19 protein-coding genes are annotated in these 26,595 nt (G+C 40.8%); 14 read left to right on the top strand and 5 right to left on the bottom strand.

The window, feature by feature from the left end:
• Window position 1 precedes the first annotated feature (1 nt).
• Both BACINT_RS07710 and BACINT_RS07705 read right to left on the bottom strand, forming a co-directional pair.
• A complete protein-coding gene (locus BACINT_RS07710; protein WP_007662007.1) occupies window positions 2-2,686 on the bottom strand; it encodes a calcium-translocating P-type ATPase, PMCA-type in 2,685 nt (894 codons plus the stop codon).
• A gap of 74 nt (window positions 2,687-2,760) precedes the next feature.
• Window positions 2,761-4,056 carry a PAS domain-containing sensor histidine kinase gene (locus tag BACINT_RS07705; protein WP_044154831.1) on the bottom strand — a complete coding sequence of 432 codons (1,296 nt, stop codon included), beginning with the start codon at window positions 4,054-4,056 and terminating at the stop codon, window positions 2,761-2,763.
• Window positions 4,057-4,168: 112 nt separating this feature from the next.
• Between BACINT_RS07705 and rd the strand changes: the two genes are divergently transcribed.
• On the top strand, window positions 4,169-4,330 hold the full coding sequence (gene rd, locus BACINT_RS07700) for a rubredoxin (RefSeq protein ID WP_021967231.1): 162 nt from the start codon (window positions 4,169-4,171) through the stop codon (window positions 4,328-4,330).
• Here rd and BACINT_RS07695 read toward each other — a convergent pair.
• Entirely contained in the window at window positions 4,327-6,024 is a 1,698-nt protein-coding gene (locus BACINT_RS07695) for a Na/Pi cotransporter family protein (protein ID WP_007662004.1), read from the bottom strand. The genes rd and BACINT_RS07695 overlap by 4 nt on opposite strands.
• A gap of 81 nt (window positions 6,025-6,105) precedes the next feature.
• Between BACINT_RS07695 and BACINT_RS07690 the strand changes: the two genes are divergently transcribed.
• From BACINT_RS07690 to BACINT_RS07635, 12 genes are all read left to right on the top strand, one after another.
• Window positions 6,106-7,779 (top strand): nucleoside kinase, encoded by a 1,674-nt coding sequence (locus tag BACINT_RS07690; protein ID WP_007662003.1) that lies wholly within the window; start codon window positions 6,106-6,108, stop codon window positions 7,777-7,779.
• A 47-nt stretch (window positions 7,780-7,826) separates the two neighbouring features.
• A complete protein-coding gene (locus BACINT_RS07685; RefSeq protein WP_021967229.1) occupies window positions 7,827-9,335 on the top strand; it encodes a sensor histidine kinase in 1,509 nt (502 codons plus the stop codon).
• 143 nt (window positions 9,336-9,478) lie between these two features.
• Complete coding sequence (locus tag BACINT_RS07680) at window positions 9,479-11,179, top strand: tetratricopeptide repeat protein (RefSeq protein WP_007662001.1); 1,701 nt, start codon at window positions 9,479-9,481, stop codon at window positions 11,177-11,179.
• Window positions 11,180-11,300: 121 nt separating this feature from the next.
• Window positions 11,301-11,696: a DUF3244 domain-containing protein gene (locus BACINT_RS07675; RefSeq protein ID WP_007662000.1), complete on the top strand. Its 396-nt coding sequence runs from the start codon at window positions 11,301-11,303 to the stop codon at window positions 11,694-11,696.
• A 39-nt stretch (window positions 11,697-11,735) separates the two neighbouring features.
• Window positions 11,736-13,286: a vitamin K epoxide reductase family protein gene (locus tag BACINT_RS07670; RefSeq protein ID WP_007661999.1), complete on the top strand. Its 1,551-nt coding sequence runs from the start codon at window positions 11,736-11,738 to the stop codon at window positions 13,284-13,286.
• 341 nt (window positions 13,287-13,627) lie between these two features.
• Window positions 13,628-15,094: a tetratricopeptide repeat protein gene (locus tag BACINT_RS07665; protein WP_232288753.1), complete on the top strand. Its 1,467-nt coding sequence runs from the start codon at window positions 13,628-13,630 to the stop codon at window positions 15,092-15,094.
• 135 nt (window positions 15,095-15,229) lie between these two features.
• Window positions 15,230-15,619 carry a DUF3244 domain-containing protein gene (locus BACINT_RS07660; RefSeq protein WP_007661997.1) on the top strand — a complete coding sequence of 130 codons (390 nt, stop codon included), beginning with the start codon at window positions 15,230-15,232 and terminating at the stop codon, window positions 15,617-15,619.
• A 19-nt stretch (window positions 15,620-15,638) separates the two neighbouring features.
• Complete coding sequence (locus BACINT_RS07655; RefSeq protein WP_007661996.1) at window positions 15,639-17,165, top strand: vitamin K epoxide reductase family protein; 1,527 nt, start codon at window positions 15,639-15,641, stop codon at window positions 17,163-17,165.
• An 89-nt stretch (window positions 17,166-17,254) separates the two neighbouring features.
• The gene (locus BACINT_RS07650; RefSeq protein WP_007661995.1) at window positions 17,255-17,461 is read left to right on the top strand and encodes a hypothetical protein; all 207 of its coding nucleotides are present in this window, start codon (window positions 17,255-17,257) and stop codon (window positions 17,459-17,461) included.
• 47 nt (window positions 17,462-17,508) lie between these two features.
• Complete coding sequence (locus BACINT_RS07645) at window positions 17,509-18,699, top strand: TlpA family protein disulfide reductase (protein WP_007661994.1); 1,191 nt, start codon at window positions 17,509-17,511, stop codon at window positions 18,697-18,699.
• Window positions 18,696-20,882, top strand: coding sequence for a peptidase domain-containing ABC transporter (locus tag BACINT_RS07640; RefSeq protein ID WP_007661993.1), 2,187 nt, complete (start codon window positions 18,696-18,698; stop codon window positions 20,880-20,882). Before BACINT_RS07645 ends, BACINT_RS07640 begins: the two co-directional genes overlap by 4 nt.
• Before the next feature lie 34 nt (window positions 20,883-20,916).
• Window positions 20,917-22,215, top strand: a complete 1,299-nt coding sequence (locus BACINT_RS07635; protein WP_007661992.1) for an HlyD family secretion protein — start codon at window positions 20,917-20,919, stop codon at window positions 22,213-22,215.
• Window positions 22,216-22,223: 8 nt separating this feature from the next.
• Here BACINT_RS07635 and BACINT_RS07630 read toward each other — a convergent pair whose 3' ends face one another.
• On the bottom strand, window positions 22,224-23,393 hold the full coding sequence (locus tag BACINT_RS07630; RefSeq protein ID WP_007661991.1) for a DUF418 domain-containing protein: 1,170 nt from the start codon (window positions 23,391-23,393) through the stop codon (window positions 22,224-22,226).
• Window positions 23,394-23,556: 163 nt separating this feature from the next.
• Between BACINT_RS07630 and BACINT_RS07625 the strand changes: the two genes are divergently transcribed.
• Complete coding sequence (locus BACINT_RS07625; RefSeq protein ID WP_007661990.1) at window positions 23,557-24,435, top strand: PepSY-like domain-containing protein; 879 nt, start codon at window positions 23,557-23,559, stop codon at window positions 24,433-24,435.
• 69 nt (window positions 24,436-24,504) lie between these two features.
• Here BACINT_RS07625 and BACINT_RS07620 read toward each other — a convergent pair whose 3' ends face one another.
• Window positions 24,505-26,583 (bottom strand): TlpA family protein disulfide reductase, encoded by a 2,079-nt coding sequence (locus BACINT_RS07620; protein ID WP_232288752.1) that lies wholly within the window; start codon window positions 26,581-26,583, stop codon window positions 24,505-24,507.
• Between the last annotated feature and the right edge of the window lie 12 nt (window positions 26,584-26,595).

Raw genomic sequence — 26,595 nt, 5'->3', positions numbered from 1 at the left:
TTTACTTCTGAGTTAAACGTCGGATGAAACGTATCGCCTCACCCACCCATAATACCAGTGAAGTGGAAGCAATAATAATCACCCAAGTGACTAAATCAAGCGGCACAGTACGGAATACGGCACCACCGAATTGTACAATAAGGAACTGTCCTATTAAGATAGCAAGTACTATCAGTTCCATACCATACGATTTGGAAATCCCTTTGAAAGCGGAGTCTGTAGTACCAAACACACGCGCATTGAAAAGGTTCCAGAATTGCAGCATCACGAAAAATGTGAAGAATATGGTCAGGCGTTCCGGTGTCATACCGCCCTCGGCATGATTAAACCAGTACAACATTCCCATGAGTATAATCAGGAAAGCACCACCTACACCTAAAATATAGGAGCGCATGGCTTTCGAAATAATAAAGTCATTGCTACTGCGAGGCTTCTCTTGCATGACACTCTCGCTGGGCGGAATAGAAGCCAGAGCCAAAGCGGCAAAAGTATCCATAATAAGATTTACCCATAACATTTGAGTTACAGTAAGCGGTAATTCCGTACCTATCAAGGAGCCAAGCAAAACGATAAGCAAGGCCACAAAATTAATAGTCAACTGGAAAACGATGAAACGTTGGATATTCTTGTACAGCGAACGTCCCCACATCACGGCAGTGCCGATACTATTAAAAGAATCGTCAAGCAGAGTTATATCACTGGCTTCCTTGGCCACTGACGTTCCCGTACCCATAGACAGACCCACCTGTGCATGGTTCAATGCAGGGGCATCATTCGTACCGTCTCCCGTTACGGCTACCACCGCACCTTTTTGTTGTAACAACTGTACCAGGCGTTGCTTATCTGTAGGCCGCGCACGCGACATAATTTTCAGATCCATCACACGGTCGAGTGCTTCTTCATCTGCCAGTTCCGCAAAGGCAGCACCTGTTATCCGGTTACGTTCCGTATCTTCCGGTTTCCACAGACCAATCTGGCGTGCAATTTCCGTAGCCGTACCCGGTGTATCTCCCGTTACAATCTTGATATCGATACCGGCCGACTGGCATTTCGATACCGCCGCAGGCACATCCTGACGAATAGGATCACTGATAGCAACCACACCCAGGAATGACAAATCATGATCGGCAACCAATTCCACACAATCTCTTGTATCCGTATCTTCTACGATCTTGAAAGCAAAACCAAGGGTACGCATCGCCATGTTCTGATAACCCAGCAATTGTTTTTCTACCGTAGAGCGATACTCTACCGCATCGACCCGTTTGCCATCCAGAATAACATCTTTACATTTGCCTAAAACAATTTCAGGAGCACCTTTCACGTACAATACCTTCTTACCCATCAAAGGAGACTTCACCAAAGTCGCCATGAATTTACGTTCGGTAGAGAAAGTCAACTGATCCACAACCGGAGCATTCTCACGTAATTCCAGATAATCCCTGTTCCTGCTGTTCAACCATAAAAGCAAGGCTACCTCTGTCGGATTCCCTACTCCTTTCGGTTTTTCACCTTCGGCTATCTCTTCCAGAAAAGCTGTAGAATTGGTACTAATACCTTCCACCACCAATTTGCTGATATCATCTTCACCGACTTCTCCGCCATTTTTCAAACCATAGAAACTCGGTTCATAAACTTGCATCAGATTTTGAGTCAATGTACCTGTCTTATCCGTACAAATCACAGTGATGGCACCCATCGTCTCGCAAGCATGCATTTTCCGAACCAGATTGTTGGTAGAAAGCATACGGCGCATATTCAATGCCAGACTCAATGTCACACTCATCGGCAACCCTTCGGGCACTGCAACCACAATCAGGGTTACTGCCATCATAAAGTATTGCAAGGTAGCTTTCAATGCCGGAAGCCAGTCTGCAAAAGTATGGAAAGTAGAGAAAGGATATACCAGTATTACATCTTTAATAAAGAAAATGGCAAATGCCAATCCGGCTACCGAGAAACCGATCTTACCAATCAGATTGGCAAGCTTGGTAAGCTGTATGTTCAGCGGAGTAGGCTCCGTACTCTGTTCCGTACTCTGCCGGGCTACCTTTCCGATTTCCGTATCATCCCCCACACTAAGCACCCGCATTGTTCCATGACCGTCTACAACCGTAGTACCACGCAACACACGATTGGAAGCATATGTAGCTTCTTCATCAAAATCTGCTTCTACAGTCGTTTTACTAACTACAGGTTCACCAGTCAGATTGGATTCATTGATTTGCAAAGAAATAGCTTCCAGCAGTTCACCGTCAGCAGGAATTTCTTCTCCTGTTTCCAGAACGATAATATCTCCTACTACCACATCTTTCCGGGGAATCTCCTGCACGCGACCATTACGGATAACTTTCACCAAAGTTTCCTCATTGACCGCATTCAGCAAATCAAATTTTTTATTAGCATCATATTCAAAGAAGAAGCCGATTCCGGTAGCCAGCAATATGGCGGCAATAATACCGATTGTTTCGGCATATTCATTCTCTACGATCGAGATGATCAAAGAAAATAGTGCAGCAACTAAAAGCACCCTGACAACAGGGTCTTCAAACTTTTCAAGATATAACTTCCATAGGGAGGGACGCTTGGGAGGCGTTAACAGATTGACTCCGTACTTCTCGCGGCTTTTTCTTACTTCGTCGTCAGTAAGTCCGCCATGATAAAAATCATCCTTCATTGCAGTCATGCAAATTGTTAGCTTTAATTAAGAGCCACAAAAGTACAATATTAATTTGGGATACCGAATGTTATTAAATCTTTTTATAGGTTAGTCTTACCATCAATCTCTGTGCCCTGTTCCTTAATCTGACGACCATTGATCGGAAGTATAAACCAGAATGTAGATCCCTTACCATATTCAGATTCCACACCAATCTTCCCCCCCAGTTTACGGATAATCATTTCACAAATAGCCAATCCCAGACCAGTACCTTTTTTATTCTGTTCCACCCGAACAAAGCGTTCAAAAATATGATTAACCTTGTCTTCCGGAATACCGCTACCGGTATCTTTCACATAGAAATAAAGACCTTCAGCACAACGGTTATAGCCAAAAGTAATGCTACCCTCATCTGTAAACTTCACAGCATTGGTCATGAAATTGGAAACGACCTGTTGCAAACGGTTTCTGTCTGTATACATAATACATTCATCCGCAGGAGTTTCTCTGATAATCTGGATAACAGCAGCTTTATCTTCCAGTCTCATACGGAACAATTGTTCTATATCAAGCATCAGTTGCTTGACGTCCACCTCAGAGAACGTAAACTCCAATGTACCTGCTTCTATTTTAGAAAGGTCAAGAATATCAGCAATCAATTGCTGCAATAACTCGTTATTAGAATGAACTATTTCCAAAAACTGTGTCTTCTCCTCTTCCGTACTGGCAGAAGCCAGCAATTCGGAAAAGCCGACGATAGCATTCAGTGGCGTACGTATCTCATGGCTCATATTAGCAAGAAAAGCAGATTTGGAACGATCTGCATTCTCCGCTTTTTCACGAGCTTTATGCAATTCCACTTCTGCTTTCTTCAAGCGTGTAATATCATGTACAGTAATTACCATGCCTTCCTTGTCATCTATCTCCATATATTCGCCGGAAACATACGTATCACATTCAGATACCTCTCCTCGCCTATCCCGTATATCGAGTGTAGCCTCCAAGTCTGTAAAACTACTTTTTGCACGATAAGTCTCTTCTATCTTTCTCCGGATAGGGCAACTGCCGCAAAGTTCATGCGTTCCGCATCCTCCTTCGGCGGACAATGCGTTATTACAACGCAGCAAATCTCCTACACGGGGTAATCTACCTTCCGGCTTACGGGCTTTGGTGATATCATAATAGTTTGTCCGGGTAACAACAAAATCCCTGTTTATCAAAAGAATAAAAGCATGAACATTTTGCATAATGGAACGAAACAGTTCTTCTGAGCTGCGCAATGCTTTTCTGGCGTTTCCTGCTTTAAGCAGCAGACGTCTACTTCTACCGAGTTCAAACACATACAATAGCAATACTCCCACAAGTACCGCCATACCGATCAGAATTAGTATCGTCATAAAGAGTTCATTTACAATAAAAACGAAACAAATATATCTCTTTCAAATCAAAACCGGAAACAAAAGAGCGGTATTTATTGTTATTTATAAAGAAAACCTAAAAAATAGTTTTATGGACAAGTACATTTGCACAGTTTGTGACTACGTTTACGATCCCGAAATGGGCGATCCGGAAAACGGCATTGAGCCGGGAACATCGTTTGAAGACCTTCCTGAAGATTGGGTTTGCCCGCTATGTGGAGTCGGAAAAGAAGAATTTGAGAAAGCGTCTTAAGACGCTTTCTTTTCTTTTACATCACTACTTGCTTCTACTACATTTACCACATAATCGCCCAGCTTTTCGCACTCTGCGATAATATCCATATAGTAAACGCCCATCTGATAATCATATTCTTTATTATTTACATCCAGAATATTCTGATTCTTCAGCTGATTGCGATAGTTATTAATTTCATTCTCAATATTGAATGACTTATTCACGTCAATACTTTGGTGGTCGGAGCGTTCCACAACGACAATCATTTGTGCCAACGCATCATCCGTCAGTTTCATCATAAAGTGAATATGATCATATTGCTTTTCTGTGAAGTCCTGATTGGTCTGACGTTTACGATTGATAGTACGAGCAAGATTATAGCAACTATCACCAATACTTTCAATTTCCGTGACCTCACGAAGCATGGCACGAATCTGCAGCTTACTTTCTGAACTCAAACGTCCGTCGGACACCTGGTTCAGATAATTGGCTATCTCCAATTCCATATTATCGCTGATATTCTCATATTTCTCGATACGGCTGAACAGCTTATTATAATCATCATCCTTATCCGTATGCAACAGGTCCTGTACCATATTGAACATACGATGAGTACGCTCTGCAAACAGATGAATTTCTTTACGTGCCTGCAATATGGAAAGCTCCGCTGTAGAAAGCATACCACCGGAAATAAAGCGAAGACGATATTCCTCGTCGGCTTCTTTCTGCGGAATAATGGCGCAAACCGTACGTTCTATCAATTTCACAAACCAGATCAACAACAATACATTGCAGATGTTGAAGCAAGTGTGAAATGCTGATAACTTAAATGAAACTGCTACGGCAGGGTCTTTCGTTCCCATCACGTTTTCCACAAACCACGATACGGCACTCGTAAACGGAGTGAAAAGACAAAGCACCCAGATAACACCGAAGACATTGAATACCAGGTGAGCCAATGCAGCCCTCCTCGCCTGCGTATTACCGGTTAAAGCAGCAAGATTGGCAGTAATAGTAGTACCGATATTCTCACCCAATACTAATGCCGCCCCCAATTCAAAGCTTATCCATCCATTGGCACACATGATAAGCGTAATAGCCATCGTCGCTGCCGATGCCTGCACAACCATAGTCAAAATAGTACCAATAAACACAAACAACAGAATAGAAATATATCCCATATCGGTATAACTCTGTACAAAAGCCAGCATTTCCGGATTTGCTTTCAAATCCGGTGCATTGGATTGTAACATAGAAAGTCCCATAAAAAGGAAAGAGAAACCGAAAATAAATTCACCGATAGACTTACGATGACTTTTTTGAGAGAAGAGAAGAGGGATGCCAAAGGCAAGTAGAGGAAGTGCGAAAGCGGCTATATCAACTTTGAAGCCTAATGCCGAGATAATCCATGCTGTAACGGTAGTACCGATATTGGCTCCCATTATTACACCAATGGATTGGGATAAAGTGAGTAGTCCGGCGTTTACAAAACTCACCACCATAACGGTAGTTGCAGAAGAAGATTGAATCAGTGCTGTGATCAGCACACCCGTCAGCACCCCGGTTACCCGGTTGGTAGTCATTGCCGTTAGAATTTTCCGGAGCCTGTCGCCGGCAAACTTTTGAAGTCCTTCACTCATTATCTTCATTCCGTACAAGAATAATGCCAGTGAGCCAAGCAGCTTTAAAAAATCATAAAAAGAATATTCCATCTTTAATTAATTAGAAGGTTTTATGCCACATCTGTTATTATATCTATATTTAACGTATTAATCACCTAAAAAGGAGACGTCATGAAACACATGTTACAAATTTGTTGCAAAAATAATAATATTTCTAAAGAATTCCCCATCGGGAGTTCACTTTTGGATATTTATTACGGTTTTAATCTTAATTTTCCCTATCAGGTTGTCAGTGCGAAAGTTAATAACCGGTCCGAAGGATTGAATTTCCGGGTATATAATAATAAAGATGTAGAATTCCTCGATATACGCGACTCATCCGGCTTGCGGACATACGTACGCAGCCTTTGTTTCGTACTTTATAAAGCTGTCAGCGAACTGTTTCCCGATGGCAAACTTTTTGTGGAACACCCTGTCTCCAAAGGATATTTTTGCAATCTCCGCATCGGACGCCCAATTACCCTGGAAGATGTATCCGCCATTAAAAAGCGTATGCAGGAAATCATAGATGAAAATATCACATACCGCCGCACAGAATGTCATACCACCGAAGCAGTACGCATCTTCAATGAACGGGGAATGACGGACAAAGTGAAACTACTGGAAACCTCAGGTTCTATCTATACCTATTATTATTCGTTAGGCGACACCATCGACTATTATTATGGTAACCTGTTACCCAGTACCGGTTTTATCTGGCTGTTCGATATCGTAAAATACTACGATGGCTTGTTACTGCGCATACCCAACAAAGCAAATCCCAATGTTTTGGAAGAAGTTGTCAAGCAAGAAAAAATGCTCGATGTCTTCAAAGAACATCTCCGTTGGAACTACATCATGGGATTGGGCAATGTAGGAGACTTCAATCTTGCCTGTGAACAGGGGCATGCCACCGACCTGATCAACGTAGCCGAAGCACTGCAAGAAAAAAAGATAGCCCAAATTGCCGATGATATTTATCACCGTGGTGAAAATGGCAATCGTGTGAAACTGGTACTTATCTCCGGTCCCTCTTCTTCGGGTAAGACCACTTTCAGCAAACGTCTTTCCGTACAGCTTATGACGAACGGACTTCGCCCATATCCTATAGCCTTGGATAATTACTTTGTGAACCGGGAAGATACCCCAAGAGATGCGAATGGCGATTATGATTACGAATCACTTTACGCACTCGATCTCAAAAAGTTTGAGGAAGACCTGAAAGCTCTGTTAAGAGGTGAAGAAATAGACTTGCCGAGTTTCAACTTCACCACCGGGCAGCGTGAATATAAAGGTGACAAGTTACGGATAGACGAGCATACCATCCTTATTCTGGAAGGTATTCATGCACTGAATCCTGAACTCACCCCGCAAATACCGGCAGAGAATAAATACAAAATCTATGTGTCCGCCCTGACTACTATTTCCCTGGACGACCATAACTGGATTCCCACTACGGACAACCGTTTGTTGCGCCGTATTATCCGAGACTTCAACTACCGCGGCTACTCGGCACGGGAAACCATTTCCCGCTGGCCCAGTGTACGAGCCGGAGAAGACAAATGGATATTCCCTTATCAGGAAAATGCTGATGTGATGTTCAACTCCGCACTGTTGTTTGAATTTGCCGTACTGCGCTGCCATGCCGAACCCATATTGACCAGTGTGCCTCGCAACTGCCCTGAGTATGCCGAAGCGTACCGTTTGTTGAAGTTCATCAAATATTTTACACCCATACAAGACAAAGAAATACCGTTTACCTCATTATTACGTGAATTTTTAGGCGGAAGTAGTTTCAAATACTAAAAGATTATTTTACTTTTGCTTGCAAATTCATATAAATAGTTATGCTCATGAAACAATTTGCTTTCATTCTATCTCTCGTATTGTGTTTAAGCACAGTGACTTTCGCGCAAAGCACCAGCCGCGCCGATGAGCTAATGCAACAGGCACAAACTAACCTGAAACAAAAAGAATATATTAAAGCCCGTTACCTTTTCCTGCAAGCTTACAATGCTTTCTCCTCGCAAGAAAAGTATGACAAAGCTGTAGAGTGCGGTGTTAACGCCAGTGCCCTCTATCATCGGGAAAACTATTATAAGGAAGCTTTCGAGCTGTTGCGCGGTGCGGAACTATTGGTTACAGGAGGCGAACAGAAAAGTGGCAAGGCTATGCCGGATCTGCGCTTCCGTATCAATAAGGAGCGCCTGCAAATGTACATCAACCTTAAGAACCCTGCCCGAGCCAAAGAGCAACTGACCAAGCTGGAAGAAACTGCTAAAGCAGCCAAAAATGACTCTCTCAATAATGATTTGCTCTATACTCAGGCCAATTATTATTATACTTTCGGCATGAATTCGCAAGGAGATGCCTATATCAACCGCCTGATCGGTCAATATAAGGAACAGAAAAACTACGCTAAAGTAGACGAGTCTTATAAGACATTGATCGACATTGCCCGCAAAGCAAATAATGCCGGACTGGTGGCCCGCACTTATGACAAGTACATTCTTTGGACGGATTCTGTAAAAGCACTTACCGCCCAGGATGAACTGAATGTTCTGAAACGGAAGTATGACGAGAGCCTGCAAACTATCGAAGAGAAAGACAGCTCTCTCTCCGCCAAGCAGTACATCATCATTGGTCTTTGCATCCTCGCCGGACTCCTTGCTGCTGTATTAGTACTGGCCGGCATCGTATTGCTGCGTTTCGTTCTCCTTACCCGGAAGCAAAAGAAAGCCATCCAGATTGCGAACGAGCACAATGAACTGAAAACCCAGTTTATCCAGAATATCTCAGCACAAATGGAGCCAACCCTGAATACTCTGGATGGAACGCAACCGGGCGTTCGTGCCCTGAAGGGTTTTGCAGAACACATTCAAGAGCTGTCTGACTTGGAAAACACCTTATCAGAGGCTTACGAAATGCGTGAAATCAGCATCAATACTTTCTGCGAAAGTGTTATGGATAAGATTAAAAGCGGCTTGAAACCAGACATAACTACTGCCGTCAATGCACCGAAGCTCAGTGTAAAAACGAATCCGGAACAACTTGAACGCATTCTTCTCCACTTGCTGAACAATGCCGCCGAGTTTACTCCCGAAGGTGGTAAAATCTGGTTGGACTTCAAAAAACGTGGAGCACACACTCATCAGTTCATCATAAGCGACACAGGAACCGGCATTGCCGAAGAAGAACAAGCAGACCTATTCAAGCCTTTCACTAAAGTGAAAGACCTTACAGAAGGTGACGGTTTGGGACTACCTATCTGTTCTCTAATTGCTACTAAAATGAATGGTAGCCTGACGCTGGACAGCAGTTATACCAAGGGGTGCCGTTTTGTATTGGAACTACATACCTGATAAAAAATACACCTAAAATTAATAAGCCCCTATTTCTGATTTATTTTCAGGAATAGGGGTTGTTTATTTTCCACACCTACATTACATTGTTTTATCACCAGAAACGGGTACTTTTGCAGGCTGCAACAACAAATGATAAATCAATGAAAACCACTATCTTAGCTATGTTATTACTTGCATCTTGTATATTAGCGGCTTGTACTCGTTCCAGCCCGAACATCCAACTTGTACAAGCCGATTCTCTCATACAAAAGTTCCCTGACAGCGCTTTACATTTCTTACAGGGTATTCAACCAAAGGGATTACACTTAGCAGCCGACCGCGCATATTATGCACTATTATTGACACAAGTCAAAGACAAGAATTTCATCCATCAAACTGAGGATTCTCTAATACGTATTGCAGTGCAATATTATGATTCCACTAAAAATACAGTCATGCAGGCAAGGGCACATTATTATTTAGGATGCATTTGGAGAAACAAAGACGATCATCCAGAAGCTCTAAAAGAATTCTTTAAAGCCATAACCTATTCAAAAAGAATCTTTGACAATAGTTTAACAGGGCATATATACAACAATATAGCCTATTTATACTATTTACAAAGATTAAATGAACAAGCCGATTCAATCTATCAAATAACAGAAAAATTAGCAATATTGGAGAAAGACTCTATCCTTTGGGCTGATGCACTATCCCAACGAGGGATGATAAACATAAGAAAAGGAAGAGAATGCTATCAAAAAGCAGAAGAAAAAATACTCCATGCTTTCAATATTTCATGTAACATGAATCAAAGAAGTATGATAGCCAAAACAGCTTATTCATTAAGTCTATTATACGGACGTATGAACATGGGGGAAAAAGCTGTTGAATTCGCAAAACTCAATATCAACAATCAAGATAATTCAAATGCACTGGACAGGGCCTATCTGGTTTTGGGTGACGCTTATTACAAAATATCTCAATATGATTCCGCCTCAATTTACTTAAATAAAAGCCTTCATAGCGAAGACCACTATACCAAAGCAGGTGCCTATATGCGTTTAGCTGATATTGCCAAAAAGCAGGGATTATTGGAAAAGGCACTTGAGATGGAAAGAAAATACTCTTCTTATCTGGATAGCGCCCAACAAAAGCAACAGAGTGCTGAAATCGTTACAGCTGAGAAAAATATACTAATACAGCGCAAACAATCAGAATTCAAAGCAAACTTAGATCAAGTTTATTATTATATAGCCATAGGAATAGTGATTTTCTTGACACTATTTCTCGCATTATGGAAAAGACACAAAAAAGAAGTAATCAACTTCAAACGAAAAGAAATAGAAATAAACAAGCAGACAGAAGAACTGCTTCAACAGAAAAATGAGCAAATCAACTTTCTACAAAAAGAGATCGCCCTACATAACTACAGCCAAACAGAAAAACAAATCCTAGAAGAAGAACTATACACTTTAAAAACAGAACGTCAAGCATTACTTAAAGAATCCTATGAACACTCTGAAGTATATGTAAAAATGAAACGAATCATCCAATCATATAAGAAAACAGATAAATCGAGCGAGTATTTCGATGAAGAAGATTGGAGGCAGCTAATTGCAGAAACTGATATACGCTGGAATAACATAACTATCCGTCTTGCTACAAAATATCCCCTGTCGCAAGATGAAATACACCTTTGCTGTCTATATCTGACAGACATACCTACCAGCCATTTCAGATATATTATGGAATGTAGCAGAGATGCCATATATAAAAAGACTAAGAAAATATTAGAACAGAAAATGAAATACACCGATAAATCAATGTCACTTCGTGATATTCTGGAGAAACTTCTATAAAAATAAGAGCAAATTCCAGATTATAGAACCTTTTCCCTACATTTCTACACTTTTTATACACTCTCATTGGATAATTTCTCTCTAAATTTGCTGCCGTCGTAACAAATTAAAAGTATATCTTATGAAAAAGTTATTATTTGCATTTTTTGTATTAACTGTAGTATTGGGCAGTATTTCATTGCAAGCCCAGGATCGTTTTTCATTTGCCGATGATGATGAAAGGGAGATTCCCTTAGACCCGGTAGGATCTAAAGAAGGTGGTCCTATAGCTCGGAGCATCATCATCCAACCCGCCAGTGCCTATGTTAATAGTGATATAGTCACTGTAGTTTTCAACAAGGATTTGCCTTCTGCAAGTATTACCATTACAAATGTTTCTACAGGAGCAGTCGTTTATTCTGAGATTTATTCCATGCCTACACTTATCACAATCAATGTAAGTGCAGAAAATTCCGGAGAATATCAGATAGAGATTGTATCAGATGAAATTCGCTTAAGCGGATACTTTACTCTTTAACAAAGAACCTAACCTAAACTTTAACTATAAATTCAGACTATGCTGGGAGATGATTATGCCACCAGTGAAGTAGTCCATCACTTTTTACGGTCATTGACCGTAAAAGTGAGCAGGACTACTATATGCCGTCTGCTCGACAATCCGTTGGGCAACACCATGCAAGGTATTAGTGACGCTTTAGATGCACTTCATGTAAAGAACGTAGTTTACCAACTTCAACCCCAATATCTGGAGAAGCTGCACGGCCCGTTCATTACCCAATTGGAAACAAGCCATTCTACATTCTGTCTTGTTGAAAAGATAGAACAGGATCGGCTCATTATCACTACTTCCGAAGTCAGCCACATGCCCATAAGTAGAAAATTATTTATTCACCAATGGACAGGAGTTGTCCTGTTGGGTGAAACCACTCGGGAAACCATCTGTGAATCTCATTGCCTGATCAAAAATATTAATTATATGTGTCGGCAACACAGAATACTAATTGCCGGGATCATATCTGTCCTCTTAGTTTTCTCTTCAATCTGGAGCAGAAATTATCCCCCCGGATTACCACTCTATCTCTCTGCATTAACTTGCGGTATTCTCATTTCTACTATAATCCTATACAAAGAAATGGTAGACCATCATTTTCTACACCGTTTCTGCCATATAGGTAAAGTTATAGATTGCAATGAAGTACTCAAATCCAAGGGTGCAAGTATTGCAGGAATAGGAATTGGAGAGCTATCGTGGATGTATTTCACCACTATGTTCTTCTTCACAGCCGTCTGTCCCGAAGAGTTTCATTTTTTGGCTGCCCTGTCTGTTTTCATAGCAATTGCATTTACGCTATACTCTATTATATATCAGATATTCTTTATTCATAAAGCCTGTCTATTTTGTATGCTCACCACCTTCTCGGTCTGGCTGACAGCAGCATCGCTTTATATCATACGGAATAACTTTGAATGGAGATTTTCCATCCGGATTCTCTTTTCTATGATTGCAGTCAGCGTTATCTGCCTGATATTCTGGATACAGGCAAAAGCACTTGTTTCTTCAGACAAGGAGAAGCGTTTCATGAAGGTCAAATTATCCGGTCTACTCAATCCAATCACTTTCCAGAAGCTACTGGCGTTAAAGCCTAAAGTCAGAACGATGATCCATCCTGATATAGCTTTACACAATTCTGCCGATCATACAAAAGACAGACTGATGGTAGTTGTGAATCCCAACTGCAAGGCATGCGCCAAAGTTCACCACCACATTCGGGAGATCTCAGCGGATATATCCATCTCATTAGTCATATACACCAATGATCGTCTGGGAGCACATATTGCACAGACAATTCTCTCCGCCTATCTCTCCGAAGGTTGGGAAAAGGCTACTTATTTACTGGAGGAATGGTTCGAGATTCAGGAAATACCGGGTGTAGAGAAATACTACATCAATGACGTTGCACAGCTACTTTGGAGACAGCAACAAGAATATTGTGAGCGAAATAATATCAGTCATACACCAGCGGTTATTGTCAACGGACACTATATGCCAAGCGTTTATCAATTGGCCGAATTGAAGTATTTATTAGTATCCTCGGATAACAGATAAGAAGCAAATAGAAGCTTTATAAAGAAAGTATTCTCCCTTTATAGAGAATCTTTTCTCAATATGGTGAGAGTTTCTTCTCAATACGATGAGAATAAACTCTTAATTATGTGAGAAAAGATTCTCAACGTGTTGAGAAAGATAAGAAGAAAGAGAACTCAAAAAACATACAGTTGCCTTGGTAATATTTCTCAAAAGAGATACCTTTGTATACTACTAACCAAATACTCATCAAAATGAAGCAGGGCATTTATGTTACAATATGGCTAATAAGTTTTCTTTTACTAAACTCATGTACACGACAGCACAATCACAATATACTGTTAGTACAAGCAGATTCGTTAATGGAAGAATATCCAGACAGTGCATTGCATATTCTGGAAAGCATAGAATCTCAACAACTGACAGTACACGCGGATCGCGCTTACTATGCTCTGCTACTGACACAAGCCAGAGACAAAAACTACATTGTACAAACAGATGATTCACTGATACGGACGGCTGTGCAGTATTATGATTCTATTGGAGATGTACAGATGCAGGCGAAAGCGTATTACCATTGGGGAGGAGTTTTAAGGGATCAAAGGAACTATTCTCATGCACTAAACCTATATGTAAATGCAAGCTATTATGCTAAGAACAGTGAAAGGTCAAAACTATTATCATTGATATATAATAATATTGGCAACATTTACTATCAAGAAAACCATTATAACAATGCGGATTCCATATATCAGTTGATGCAGCAGCAAGCGACCTTGCAGAAAGACACAATCAACTTGGTTGAAGCCTTATCCAAACGCGGAAGTATAAATATAGAAAAAGGAAAAGCACATTACCAGCAAGCTGAATCCTTACTATTACAAGCCTCAGAACTAGCAAGACATTTTTCCAACAATATGTTGAAAGCTGACATTGCATCTTCTTTAAGTGCCCTGTACAGTCGAATGCAAAAAAATAAAGAGGCTATAAAATACGCTAAAGAAAATTTCACCCTCTTAACTGATACTGTATTATATGCCAAAGGTTATCTTTTATTAGGAGACGTCTACTACAAAGCTCGGCTATATGATTCTGCTCATCTCTATTTCAATAAAGCCTTGCATACCCAAGAATACATCACCAAAGCCAACGCTTATATGCGCCTTGCCGATATTGCCAAGAAATTAAATAAATTAGAAGAATCACTAGAGCTCGAGAGACTTTATTCAGCATATCGAGATAGCGCGCACAATCAATTTCTCTCTATATCGCCAACAAATATATTTTATTCTCCCACTCCACCCAAATCTAAATCTGATTCTCCCTTGAAAAGATGGGTATCATATATCAGCATATGCATACTTATAACGGGGTGCTATCTACTTATAAAACGATATAAAAAAGTATCATCAGATAGAGAGAAATATAGCATAAAGCCTATAGAAATAGATATCGAAAAAGTTAAAGGTCAATTGCAAGAAACGACTTTCTATGGGAAAGCCAAAAGCATATTGAATCATCAAGATGAGATAAGTCCTAAATCAACAGAAAAACCAGAATTAACAAACGATGACCAGAAGTTGTTAATAAAGGAAATCAATTGTTTGATTCCTGAATATACTTCACACTTGAGAAAGAACTTCCCGGCACTGAATGATAAAGACATTTTCTTTTGTTGCATTCACTTGTCAGATTTTTCGATACAGGAACTTGGAATCATTTTGAACAGAACCCCTAATAGCATATATAAAAGACGAAGTGGTATTCTTGAAAAGAAAATGAAACTCAATAAAAATGATAATTTCGTCAAAGCTATCACTTCTATTTGAAAAAGATATCTCATATTACACAGAAACTACACTCGACAAGGCAAAACTACACAAAAACTACACACATTTAGGGTTGTTTTTATAAAAAACAATCTCTTAATTTGCACATATCACATAATAATAAAAAATAATTTTATGAAAACACTTTTGATCATATTAAGTACTGTATTTATTAGTATTTGTTCCATTCAGGCACAAGAAAATGGAAGTATGATAGAATATAACAATACAGAAAGAGAAATTCCATTAAAGGATTTCAAACCGGACAAACCTATAAGTAGAAGTATTATTCCGCAAGTTGCACACGCCTATTTATATAATAAAGTAATATCCATATCTTTTGAAGAAGTAATGCAGATAGTCACCATAAAAATTACCATAGAATCTATTGGTGAAACTGTTTATTCACAAGAATATATAAATCCGACAGTAGTCTCTATTGACTTAAATATGCAAGATTCAGATACATACCATATCGAAATTATTTCAGATGAGACCTATTTAAAAGGTGAATTTATACTTTAAGTATTAAAAGAGAAACATTATGTTGGAAGTTGATAACGCCGGTAAAGTACTCTACCACTATTTACATGCATTACACGTAAAAGTGAGTAAAACGACCGTATACCGTTTGCTCGACACACCGTTAGGCAACAGCATGCGGGGCATCAGTGATGCACTGGACTCACTCCACATCAACAATGCGGCATATCAACTTCCCAAAGAATTTCTGGATGAATTGGAAGCTCCATGTATTGTCATCATGAATGATAACGATTCCCCCTTTTGCCTGATTGAAAAAATAGAAGAAACGCATATCACCCTATCCCACAGCCAACGCCTGAGAGTAAGCAAACAGCAGTTCTTACAGAAATGGACAGGCAGTGTATTAGTGGGAGAAGTAACGGAAAGTACCATTCAGGAGAAGAACTGCAAGCTGAAAAATATAACAATGTGGATTCAACGCCACCAACTATTGTTAGCCGGTATCATTGCCATTCTATTGATATTATACAGCACAAAGCGTAATTACTCAACAGGAATATCACCCTATTTGCTTACATTATGCATAGGGGTCCTTGTATCTTCCGCAATACTATATAAAGAAACTGTCAACAGTAGGTTCTTGCATCGTTTCTGTCATATTGGCAAAATGATTGATTGCAATGAAGTTCTACATTCCAAAGGTTCTCATATCATAGGAATGGGGTTGGGAGAATTATCGCTACTCTACTTCAGTGTTTTATTGTTATTCGCCCTTATCTGTCCGTATGAATTTTACGGCATTAGCGTAACATGCAATATTATCGCAATAGGATTTACATTCTATTCTGTAATCTATCAGCTATTCATTATTCGCAAAGGATGTATGCTCTGCATGCTTATTAATCTGACTGTATGGAGCAGTTGCGTAACACTTTATATTCTACAAGGACAATTCAATAGGGAATTTTCACTCTCTGCCATGCTCTCTTTTATAGCAATCGCCTGTATTTGTTTAGCCGGGTGGTTACAAATCAGAGCCCTATTAAAGGTAAAAGAAGAAAGGAAGCAGTTAAAAGTACAATTTTCAAAACTATTGAATCCTGATAGCTTTCAGAAGCTATTGTTTGCAGAAACTCAGATTGAAGCAATGGTCAATAAAGAAATAGCATTGCATAACCAGATTTCAAGCACAACACAGTTGATGATTGTAACTAATCCCAACTGCAAGAATTGCGCCAGAATGCATTCGCACATCAAAGAAATTGCCTCCAATGTTTCTATATCATTAGTACTCCTAACTTTTCCAAAAGACGGGATTGGAGAGAAAGTAGCCAAAACCATTATCGCAACTTACCGTACAGACGGATGGGAGCAAGCAATAACAGCATTGGAAGAATGGTACAAAAATCATAATATAAAAGAAGTTGACAAATATGCTATCACTGTAGAAGAACAAAGGATATGGAAACAACAGCAAATCTATTGTTCGCAACAACATATCAGTCAAACGCCTTCTATAATTATTGACGGATATTATGTACCGGAATTCTATCAACTAAAAGAGTTGAAATATGTATTGACATAAAGATATTGTTTTGCAAAACAGAAGTCAATAGGGTGATACTTTAAGCTTCCCACTGTTAACATTATTATTGACCTTAATTCTTTAAAAGCATGAAGAATTTTGAAAATTTTGAAGCATTCAAGATGAGTAAGACTCAAATGAATGAAATCACTGGCGGTGCTGAAGTCTACTGTACTACCTTTAACGGAGAGAAAGAAGCTACTTTTGAAAACACAAGTGTTGAAGACGCACAAGCTGGTGCAGATGCAGCTTGGGGCAAAGGTAAGGCTATATGTGAAGAAGTCATAAAGGTTTAAATCTTTAAAACAGGAGCTCTCTAAAAGAGCTCCTACAATACCGTTATATGATGAAAATCATTCTACCACTCACCGCTATATTATGTAGTTTAAGCATACTCTACTCTTCAATAATAGATGAAGGGAAAAGAAACATAGAAGTCATTTTACATTTAGATGATGACATGACAGAAGAGGAACAAGAAGTATATCTTTGGTCCTTCTGTTCGTGGATATCTGGTTCAGAACAGGCATTTTGGGACTCAGCCAAAATAGAGAAAGGTCAAAAAACAGTCAGACTTCATGGATTTGTCCCTTATGGTAATACATTAAGACTCGCCTTTTCCAAGGAAGGTCCACAAAGTTTATACATCCATGCACTTCCTAATGATACTGTTGAACTTGCTCTCACCGCCAAAGATAGAAATACATTATGGAAAAATGCCATAAAAGGTAAATATCATAATATTTGCACTGATTTTGAAAAAAAAGCGAGAAGTTATTGGGTAAAAATAGGAGAAGCATCGGAAGATAGTATTTCATACTACAATCGTTTACTAAAGGAATTCTATATTAGAAACATCTATAACAACCCCCACCAAGAACTTGCTAAAATGAGTTGCGCAATGATTAAAATGTTCTTCAAAGATTCTTTAACAGTTGATAGTCTACAGGCTTTGAGAGAATATATTGCACTAAAGTTCCCGAACTATCCTGCAGCAGCATTGACTTATGAGAATGCCCCTGTCCAAAGTGAACGAACCCAATATACCCGACGAAGACTAAACGAAATAGACATAAAAAGAGAAAAATATGAAAGAACCAAACAGAGTACTCAAATTGGAAGTAAATTATCACTAAAATTACCCTCTATAACAGAAGAAGAAATATCACTTTCCGATTTAAAAAGCAAATTCATATTTGTAGATATATGGGCCAGTTGGTGTAAACCATGTAGAGCACAAATACCATATATAAAAGAAGTTTTAAAAAAATATCCAAACGACATTAAAATTTATGCCGTTTCTATCGATATAGGACATAATACCTGGAGGAATGCAATAGAAAAAGACCAGACACAAGAATTCATTCATGTAATAGGAACAGATCAGGATCGTAGAAATGTGCGATCTGTTGAAGTATTGGGAATAGAAAGGATTCCGAGGAATTTTCTATTAGACCGTAATTGCAGAATTATTGCAAAAGATTTGCACGATGAACAACTGATGCAAACCTTAGATAGTTTAACAAAACAATGAAGCACTTCCCTCACTACATCCAGCACGACGCCATGGACTGCGGCCCCACCTGCCTCCGCATGGTGGCCGCCTACTACGGCAAACGCTATTCGCTGGAAGGATTAAGGGAAAAATCATTCATCACCCGTGAGGGGGTATCCATGCTTGGCATCAGTGAAGCGGCAGAAAAGATTGGTTTTCGCAGTATCTGCGTACAAGTGGGGTATGAAAAGTTACAAGAAGCTCCTCTACCCTGCATCATACACTGGAACCAGCAACACTTTGTCGTGGTATATAAGCTCAACGACAAGCATGTTTGGGTGGCCGATCCCGGAGCAGGAAAGCTGAAATACACCAAAGAAGAATTCTGCAATTGCTGGCTGAGTTCCCGAAAGAACGAAGAAGACACAGGAGTAGCATTATTGTTGGAACCCACACCGGAATTTTATACAATAGAAGACGAGGGAGACGAAGTGAATCGCAAAGGTTTTAGCTTCCTCTACTCCTATCTCCGCCCGTACCGGGGGCTGGTGGGACAACTCCTTCTAGGTCTGCTACTGGGCAGCATGATACAACTCATGTTACCTTTCCTCACACAATCTGTAGTAGACTTTGGTATCAATAACCAGAATCTCGGTTTTATCTATCTGGTACTGATTGCCCAGTTGATGCTGTCTTTCAGCAGCAGCGCCGTAGATTTTATACGGGGTTGGATACTGCTGCATCTGGGCACACGCATCAACATCGCCCTCATATCGGACTTCCTTATCAAACTGATGAAGATGCCCATCGCCTACTTCGACAGCAAAATGACAGGAGACATCCTGCAACGCATCAACGACCACAAACGCATACAGGATTTCCTGACGGGAAGCAGCCTCAGCGTCATCTTTTCCGTATTCAATATTATCATCTTCGGCATTGTGCTGCTGGTGTACAGCGGCATGATATTCCTTATTTTCATGGGAGGAAGCACCCTGTACGTCACATACGTCTGGCTCTTCATGAAGAAGCGCGCCGAACTGGACCACAAGCGTTTCGCCCAGCAAAGTGCCAACCAAAGTACGGTAGTGCAACTGGTGAACGGCATGCAGGAGATAAAGCTCAGTGCCTGCGAGCAACAGAAACGTTGGGAATGGGAGCGGATACAAGCTAAACTATTCAGAGTAAACATTAAGAGCCTTGCCTTGCGACAGTATCAGGATTCGGGAGCGGTGCTGATTAATCAAAGCAAGAACTTGCTGATTACCGCACTCGTAGCGAGCTTGGTAGTGAAAGGGGAAATGACACTGGGTATGATGCTGTCCGTGCAATACATCATCGGACAGTTGAACAGTCCGGTAAATGAGCTCATCGCCTTTGCCCGCGATATGCAGGACGCACGGCTCAGCATGGACCGCCTCAGCGAAGTGCGCGACAAGCCGGATGAAGAAGACCCCACCCGCGAATTACTGCGGGAAATACCGGAAGGAAAAGAAATAAGACTCCAAAACCTTAACTTCAAATATGATCCGCTAAGCGAATACCCGACGCTGGACGACATCAACCTAGTGATTCCGCCGGGCAAGCAAACGGCCATCGTGGGTATGAGCGGAAGCGGAAAGACAACACTCGTTAAACTACTGTTAGGATTCTACCCGCCCGCAAGCGGCGATATCTTCATCGGGGATACTCCACTGGGAAGTTACAGTATTCGCGAGTGGCGCAAGCGGTGCGGCGTAGTAATGCAGGATGGTTTCATCTTCTCCGACAGTATTGCCGGTAACATTGCACCCGGAGTAGAGCATATCGACAAGAAACGTCTGCGCCATGCTGCTGAAGTGGCAAATATACACGATTTCATAGAAGAATTGCCTTTAGCATACAATACTAAGATAGGACAGGAAGGGCACGGATTAAGTCAGGGACAGAAACAACGCATACTCATAGCCCGCGCCGTGTACAAAGACCCGGAATTCATCTTCTTCGACGAAGCAACCAATGCACTGGATGCCAACAACGAACGCACTATCATGAACAACCTGCAAACCTTCTTCAAAGGCAGGACATCCGTAGTGGTAGCCCACCGGTTGAGCACCGTAAGGAATGCGGAACAAATCATCGTCATAGAACAGGGCAGGATAGCAGAGACCGGAACGCATGAAGCGCTGATTGCTCTGGAAGGAAGATATTACAAGCTGGTGAAGAACCAATTGGAACTTTAATAAGTGGAGAGTTGAAAATGGAGAGTTGAGAGTTATGAAGAAACAAGAAGAAAAGGACATAGAATTGAGGTGTGAGGAGGTGCAGGAGATATTGACGCGACCGCCACACGCATTGATCAGGTGGGGAATAACCGTATTCTTCGGGGTATTGGCACTGCTTTTCATCGGCGGCTCTTTCTTCAAATACCCGGATATAGTAAGTGCCGGAATCACCATCACCACAGAGCATCCGCCCGTATGGATCGTGGCAAGAGGAAGTGGAAAAATTCAGGAGGTATATCGAAAAGACCGTGAAACCATAAAAGCAGGAGATATCATAGCTGTACTGGAGAATCCTGCCATCACTGCCCATGTATTGGAACTGAAAGAAAGGATTACTTCTTTCATTCTGACGGATAGTTGTATCTGCCAAACCGTGTTTCCAGAGAAACCGGAACTCGGAAACATTCAGAATGCTTATGCCTCTTTCATCAAATGCTTGACAGATTATCGTAATTTTCTGTCGATAGACCTCTACGCCCAGAAAGAGCAGGCCGCCTGCAAAGAACTGCAAGAGTATCAGAAGTACATCCGGCATCTGAATAAACAAGCAGAACTTGATGAAGAACAGGTACAGATAGCTTCCGCTACCCATAGCCGGGAAAAGAAACTCTTCGACAAAGGATTAATATCGAAAGCTGATTATGAAGAAGCACAACAAACCTATCTGAATCGCAGGCAAGGGAGAGAGCAACTAATGACTTCACTTTCATCTGCCAGAATACAAGAGGCGCAATTACAACAGAATATTGTAGAAATCCGTATGGAACGTAATCGGGAAGCCAATACAATAAGCACTTCGTTAAAATCAGCCCTCAATGATTTACAGGTAAGCATCAGCGATTGGGAGTTGGGATATCTCTTTACCAGCCCTGCCAGTGGTATATTATCTTACAATAATATCTGGCAGAAGAACCAGAATGTCAATGCGGGAGATAAAGTGTTCTCTATTGTAGCCTCTACTCCCGGTGACATTATAGGAAAAATAAAATTACCCGTCAGCGGATCAGGCAAAGTATGCCCCGGACAAAGAGTGAATATCAGTGTGACAGGGTATCCATACATGGAATTCGGCTTCCTCACCGGAGAAGTGCTGTCTGTTTCACTATTAGCAAGCGAGGACAATATGTACACTGTCACGGTAAGTCTGCCACAAAATTTATGCACCTCATATGGCAAGCAGTTGGACTTTAAAGGAGAACTTTCCGGCACAGCAGAGGTCATGACAGACGAACGGAGCGTAACTGCACGTCTACTCAGTCCGCTCCGCTATCTGTGGGAAAAATATCTATAAAAAATCTTTTATTTCAACCAAGTCGCTCGTTTCCACAAGTATTCCAGCGGACCGTGTGCATGACGGCTCATCCACCAACGGCAGAAAGCAAGCTGCACGATGAAGAGCACTACTCCTACCAGGAAGCTGGCTGTTATACCCAACTGAGAGTGAAGTGCAAGACCCCAATTATAGAACAACAACGAACCGATAATACTCTGAGTAATATAATTTGTAAGACTCATCTTACCGTAAGGAGTAATCTTCATCAACCAGTCATGCAGGTTTGTCCGATAGAAAGCAAAGATAACACCCGACACCAATATCAGCATAAATGCAAATTTGGACAAGGAAGTTATGATTAGTAACAAAGGAGTAAGAATAGACTTACTAACGATGAAACCCGGCAACATATTACCCAATCCATATAGGGGGAAGAAAGCGATAAGAGCGCCACAAAGTACCTTATTCCAGAATTTCAGATTTTCCTTCAGGAAAAGTCCCCGACGTCCTATCAGCAAGCCGAACAGGAAAAGAGCGGCAGTCTGGAATACACGTCCGTGATCCCAAGCCCATGCAAGACTGGCAATCTGCCCTTCCCATAAATTCACACGCAGAGTTTCAAGGAAAGTGCCGTGACTCTGCACTTGAAAAGCAGCTCCCCAGTAACTACCTGTCGGAATAGAGGGAGTCACAAAAGAAGGATCTATGCAGGCACATATCACATAATAAAGTGGTAATGGTTGTATCAAAAGTACACATGCCAGAATAAACAACCATTTATCTTTCAGCCTGCAGGTAAGTGGTAAGATGAATCCGACTAACGAATAGAGCACCAATACTTCGGCCGTGAAAAAAGCTGCATTTATATTACCAAGAATGAACAATAAGATCAATCGCCAGCAAAAACGCAAACGAAAATCATTGCCACGCATACGCTGGTTATTATCCTGGATGAAGAAACTAAAACCAAAAAGTAAAGCAAACACAGCGTAAGCCTTTCCTCCGAACATGAAAAAGAGTCCGTCCCAAATGGCTTTATCAGAAAAGTTAAGCCATGCACTTTGAGTACTTGTATCAGGAAATGAATAGAAATTAAAGTGTTCGATGGAGTGTAATACAATGATGCCCATAACGGCGAGTCCACGCAGCACGTCAGCTACGTCAATACGGGTGTGTGTTTCCAATTTCTGTACCATAATCAGTATAAATTCATTAGCAATCTGCTCTTTTTAATGTTAAAATCGCAAATATAGAATTTATTATCCACTTTTGGAGGCAAATTCCCAATTTCTTCCAGAATTGCCCGTCATCTTTGCAATAAAATCAACAATAATCAGAAACTCTAAAAAATAAGTAACTATGAAATTGAAAATGTATTTAGCCCTATTAGTTATGGGGATGTTAAGCCTACAAAGCTGCAGTGATGACGATGACGATCTCCCAAGTTCTAAAGTTCCCGAAGCTGTACGCACGGCATTCGATAGTAGTTTTTCTAACACCGCTAACCTGAGTTGGGAAACAAAAACTGTCTCGCAAGAGCAATATTACAAAGCTGAATTCAATAACAAGAGTGACAACGGATATAAAACAGAAGCTTGGTACAAGGCAGATGGTTCGTGGCATATGACGGAGACAGAAATGCCATATAGTGCCATTCCACAAGCAGTAAGGACCTCCTTTGAGAGCAGTGAATACGCCACTTGGCAAAAAGATAATGAAGTGGAACGCATTGAACGTGCAGGAACCGAAAAAGAGGTTATCTACATCATAGAAGTGGAATCTGCACAGGATATAGATATGGACTTACATTATTCAGCAGACGGAATTCTTATTAAAGCCGTAAATGATGACGGTAACGGCAATAATGAATCATTGCTGCCGGATGCTCCATCCAATATGGTTACTGCCGTAACAGAACTTATACAGAAGAATTATCCTAACGCCCGTATTATTGAGATTGAGCAGGAGAAAGGAATGATTGAAGTGGACATCATACACGAAAATCAAAGTAAAGAAGTATTGCTTAGTACAAACTATGAATGGATTTCCACCTCATGGGATGTATATGTACTTCCAGTAAAAGTAACAGATGCCATTAAAGCGTCACAATATAGCGGCTATGTAGTAGATGATGCCGAATATTTTGAAACTCCTGCCGGGAACTACTACTGGATAGAGCTGGAGCAAGGCGAAAAGGAAGTGAAAGTTAAGATCAACGAAGACGGACAGTTTATCTGATAACACCGATTAGATAATAAACGAAAAGGGGCAGCCATAGCTGCCCCTTTCGTTTATTAGAGTATATGATCAGTCAGCGGAAGAATTTAATGCTTTCAGTAATTCACCCTTCACCGCATCCGTTCCCGGAAAACCGACCGACCGATAAGTTTGTTTTCCTTCACGGTCGAGTACCAGATAGGTAGGTACACCACGAACCTCAAATTTATTGCAGATAGCCGCCCATTGTGCATTGGTAAGTCGATAATGTTCACCATGAATATCGGGTATCATATTATTCCATGTTGTCTCCGGAGAATTTTCACCGGCAATAAAGACATACACGATATCCTTATCTATCAGTTCTTCCTTCATGGGCTTCATCATCTTCATTGCCATCTTACAAGGACCACACCAGGTAGCCCAGAAATCAACAAGCACCACTTTACCTTTGAACGGAGCGACCATAGCTTCAAACAGTTCATCATCTTTAACGTCTGCAGCCAAAGTACGAACCGTGAAACCACGTTTACTCTTATTCTCTTCTATCCTCCGAAGCAGTTCCGTATTCATTGCGGTCAATCGGTTCAGAAAATAGGAATTTTCAATTGCATGCAACGCAGCAAAATCATCTTCAGATAAAGGTGTAAAATCTTCCAGTTTCGAAACACATTGCATGGCTTTCTGTACATCATAATAGATACCTTGGCTACCAATCAGTTCTTCAACCGCTTTTCGGTTAGCTTCCATTCCTTGTCTACCAAATTCCTGAAAAAGAGCATCATATTTATTCCTCAGTTCTTTCATTACCGAAGAATCATACGATGACGGATTATCGCGATATTTCTTCATCGTCTCCTTATCTTTAGGGGCCACTTTAGGGGAATTGAGTAAATAATCAAAGATGTCACCTCGCTTTACAGACGGCAAGCTTATATACCCGGTATTAACTACCCTGGAAGGATAATTAAAACAATACACAGACTTGGGTGAATTGATATAACCAAATTCACTTAGAAAATCGAAATAGTCATTTGATGGTTCAGGAGAACGATACTCTTTACTTGCATCACGCACAGACAGCCCCTTTTGCTGAGCATAAGCCTGCAATAGCTGATAATCATATCCACATAACAACCCATACAATGCATCTTTATTCAGCACCGTCAACAGTTCCGCATAAGCCTTACTTATCTTCTTATTAGCGTGGATCGCCTTGTCTGCTTCCTCATACTTCTGCATACAATATGCCTTGTACTGGTCCGGATTCATGTCATACAAGTCTTTCAGCTCAACAGAACAAAGAGGAATCTCTAATCCGGAATTCATCTCCGTATTCAATCCGGCATTCAGTCCTTCAAAATAAACCTTCTTCCCTTCAGGTTTCGCATCTTTCCGCAAACGACTGGAAGCACGCGTCATCTCACGAAGATTTACAGTAATCTTGGTTTCGCCACCTGGAGACAATAAAAAAGAAATAACAGAGCCACCCACACTTAAATAGGCCACAGAAGGATGTGAAACAGGCATTTCCGTATGAAAATTTCCTGCTTCATCCAACTTTAACTCTGTATTCTTTTGTCCATAAGCAGATAAAAAATCAGCTGAATGTAGTTCGACTTTCATGCGAAATGAAGGCTTATAATCCAGAATACGCCCACTGATGATAGCGGTTCCCTCTTTGATTTCAGGCGTCGGCAAAGCAACAGCAGTCGCTTTGCCGGCTTTCCCTAAGTCTTTAGGCAATTGGAGTTTGGGCAACTTCCCGATCAGGCTGATACCAAAAAGATTAAAGTCTCTTTCACCTTCACCTTCCACAAAATCAAACGACTTTACAGATGCCGGCAGAGGTGGAAATATCAAAGAAAAAGTAGCCTCACCCGACTCAGGCATCCAAAATTCCTGGCCCAACTCTATGCCTACTCCCTGCCGCACCTGGTAACGTTCACCATTATCTGCAACCAGACAAGTAGCAGGAGCAATACGTATCCAGTTCTTTGGAATAAATTTTGCATCCACATCAACCACGGTAGCTGTATCCGACAAATGAATAGCAGCTATCTCAATGGTTTCCGTTGCCTTTGCTATAAACGGAGGCCGATTAATCGTCTTTTGTGCATGCAATACACTCCAGGACAAAAGACAAAATAAGAATAGTAGTTTTTTCATTAGACTCATTCT

The sequence above is a fragment of the Bacteroides intestinalis DSM 17393 genome (genome assembly GCF_000172175.1).
In the GTDB taxonomy this organism is placed as follows: Bacteria; Bacteroidota; Bacteroidia; order Bacteroidales; family Bacteroidaceae; genus Bacteroides; species Bacteroides intestinalis.
The sequence above is the reverse complement of the archived record's forward strand: the minus strand, read 5'-3'. Positions and strand labels throughout refer to the sequence as shown.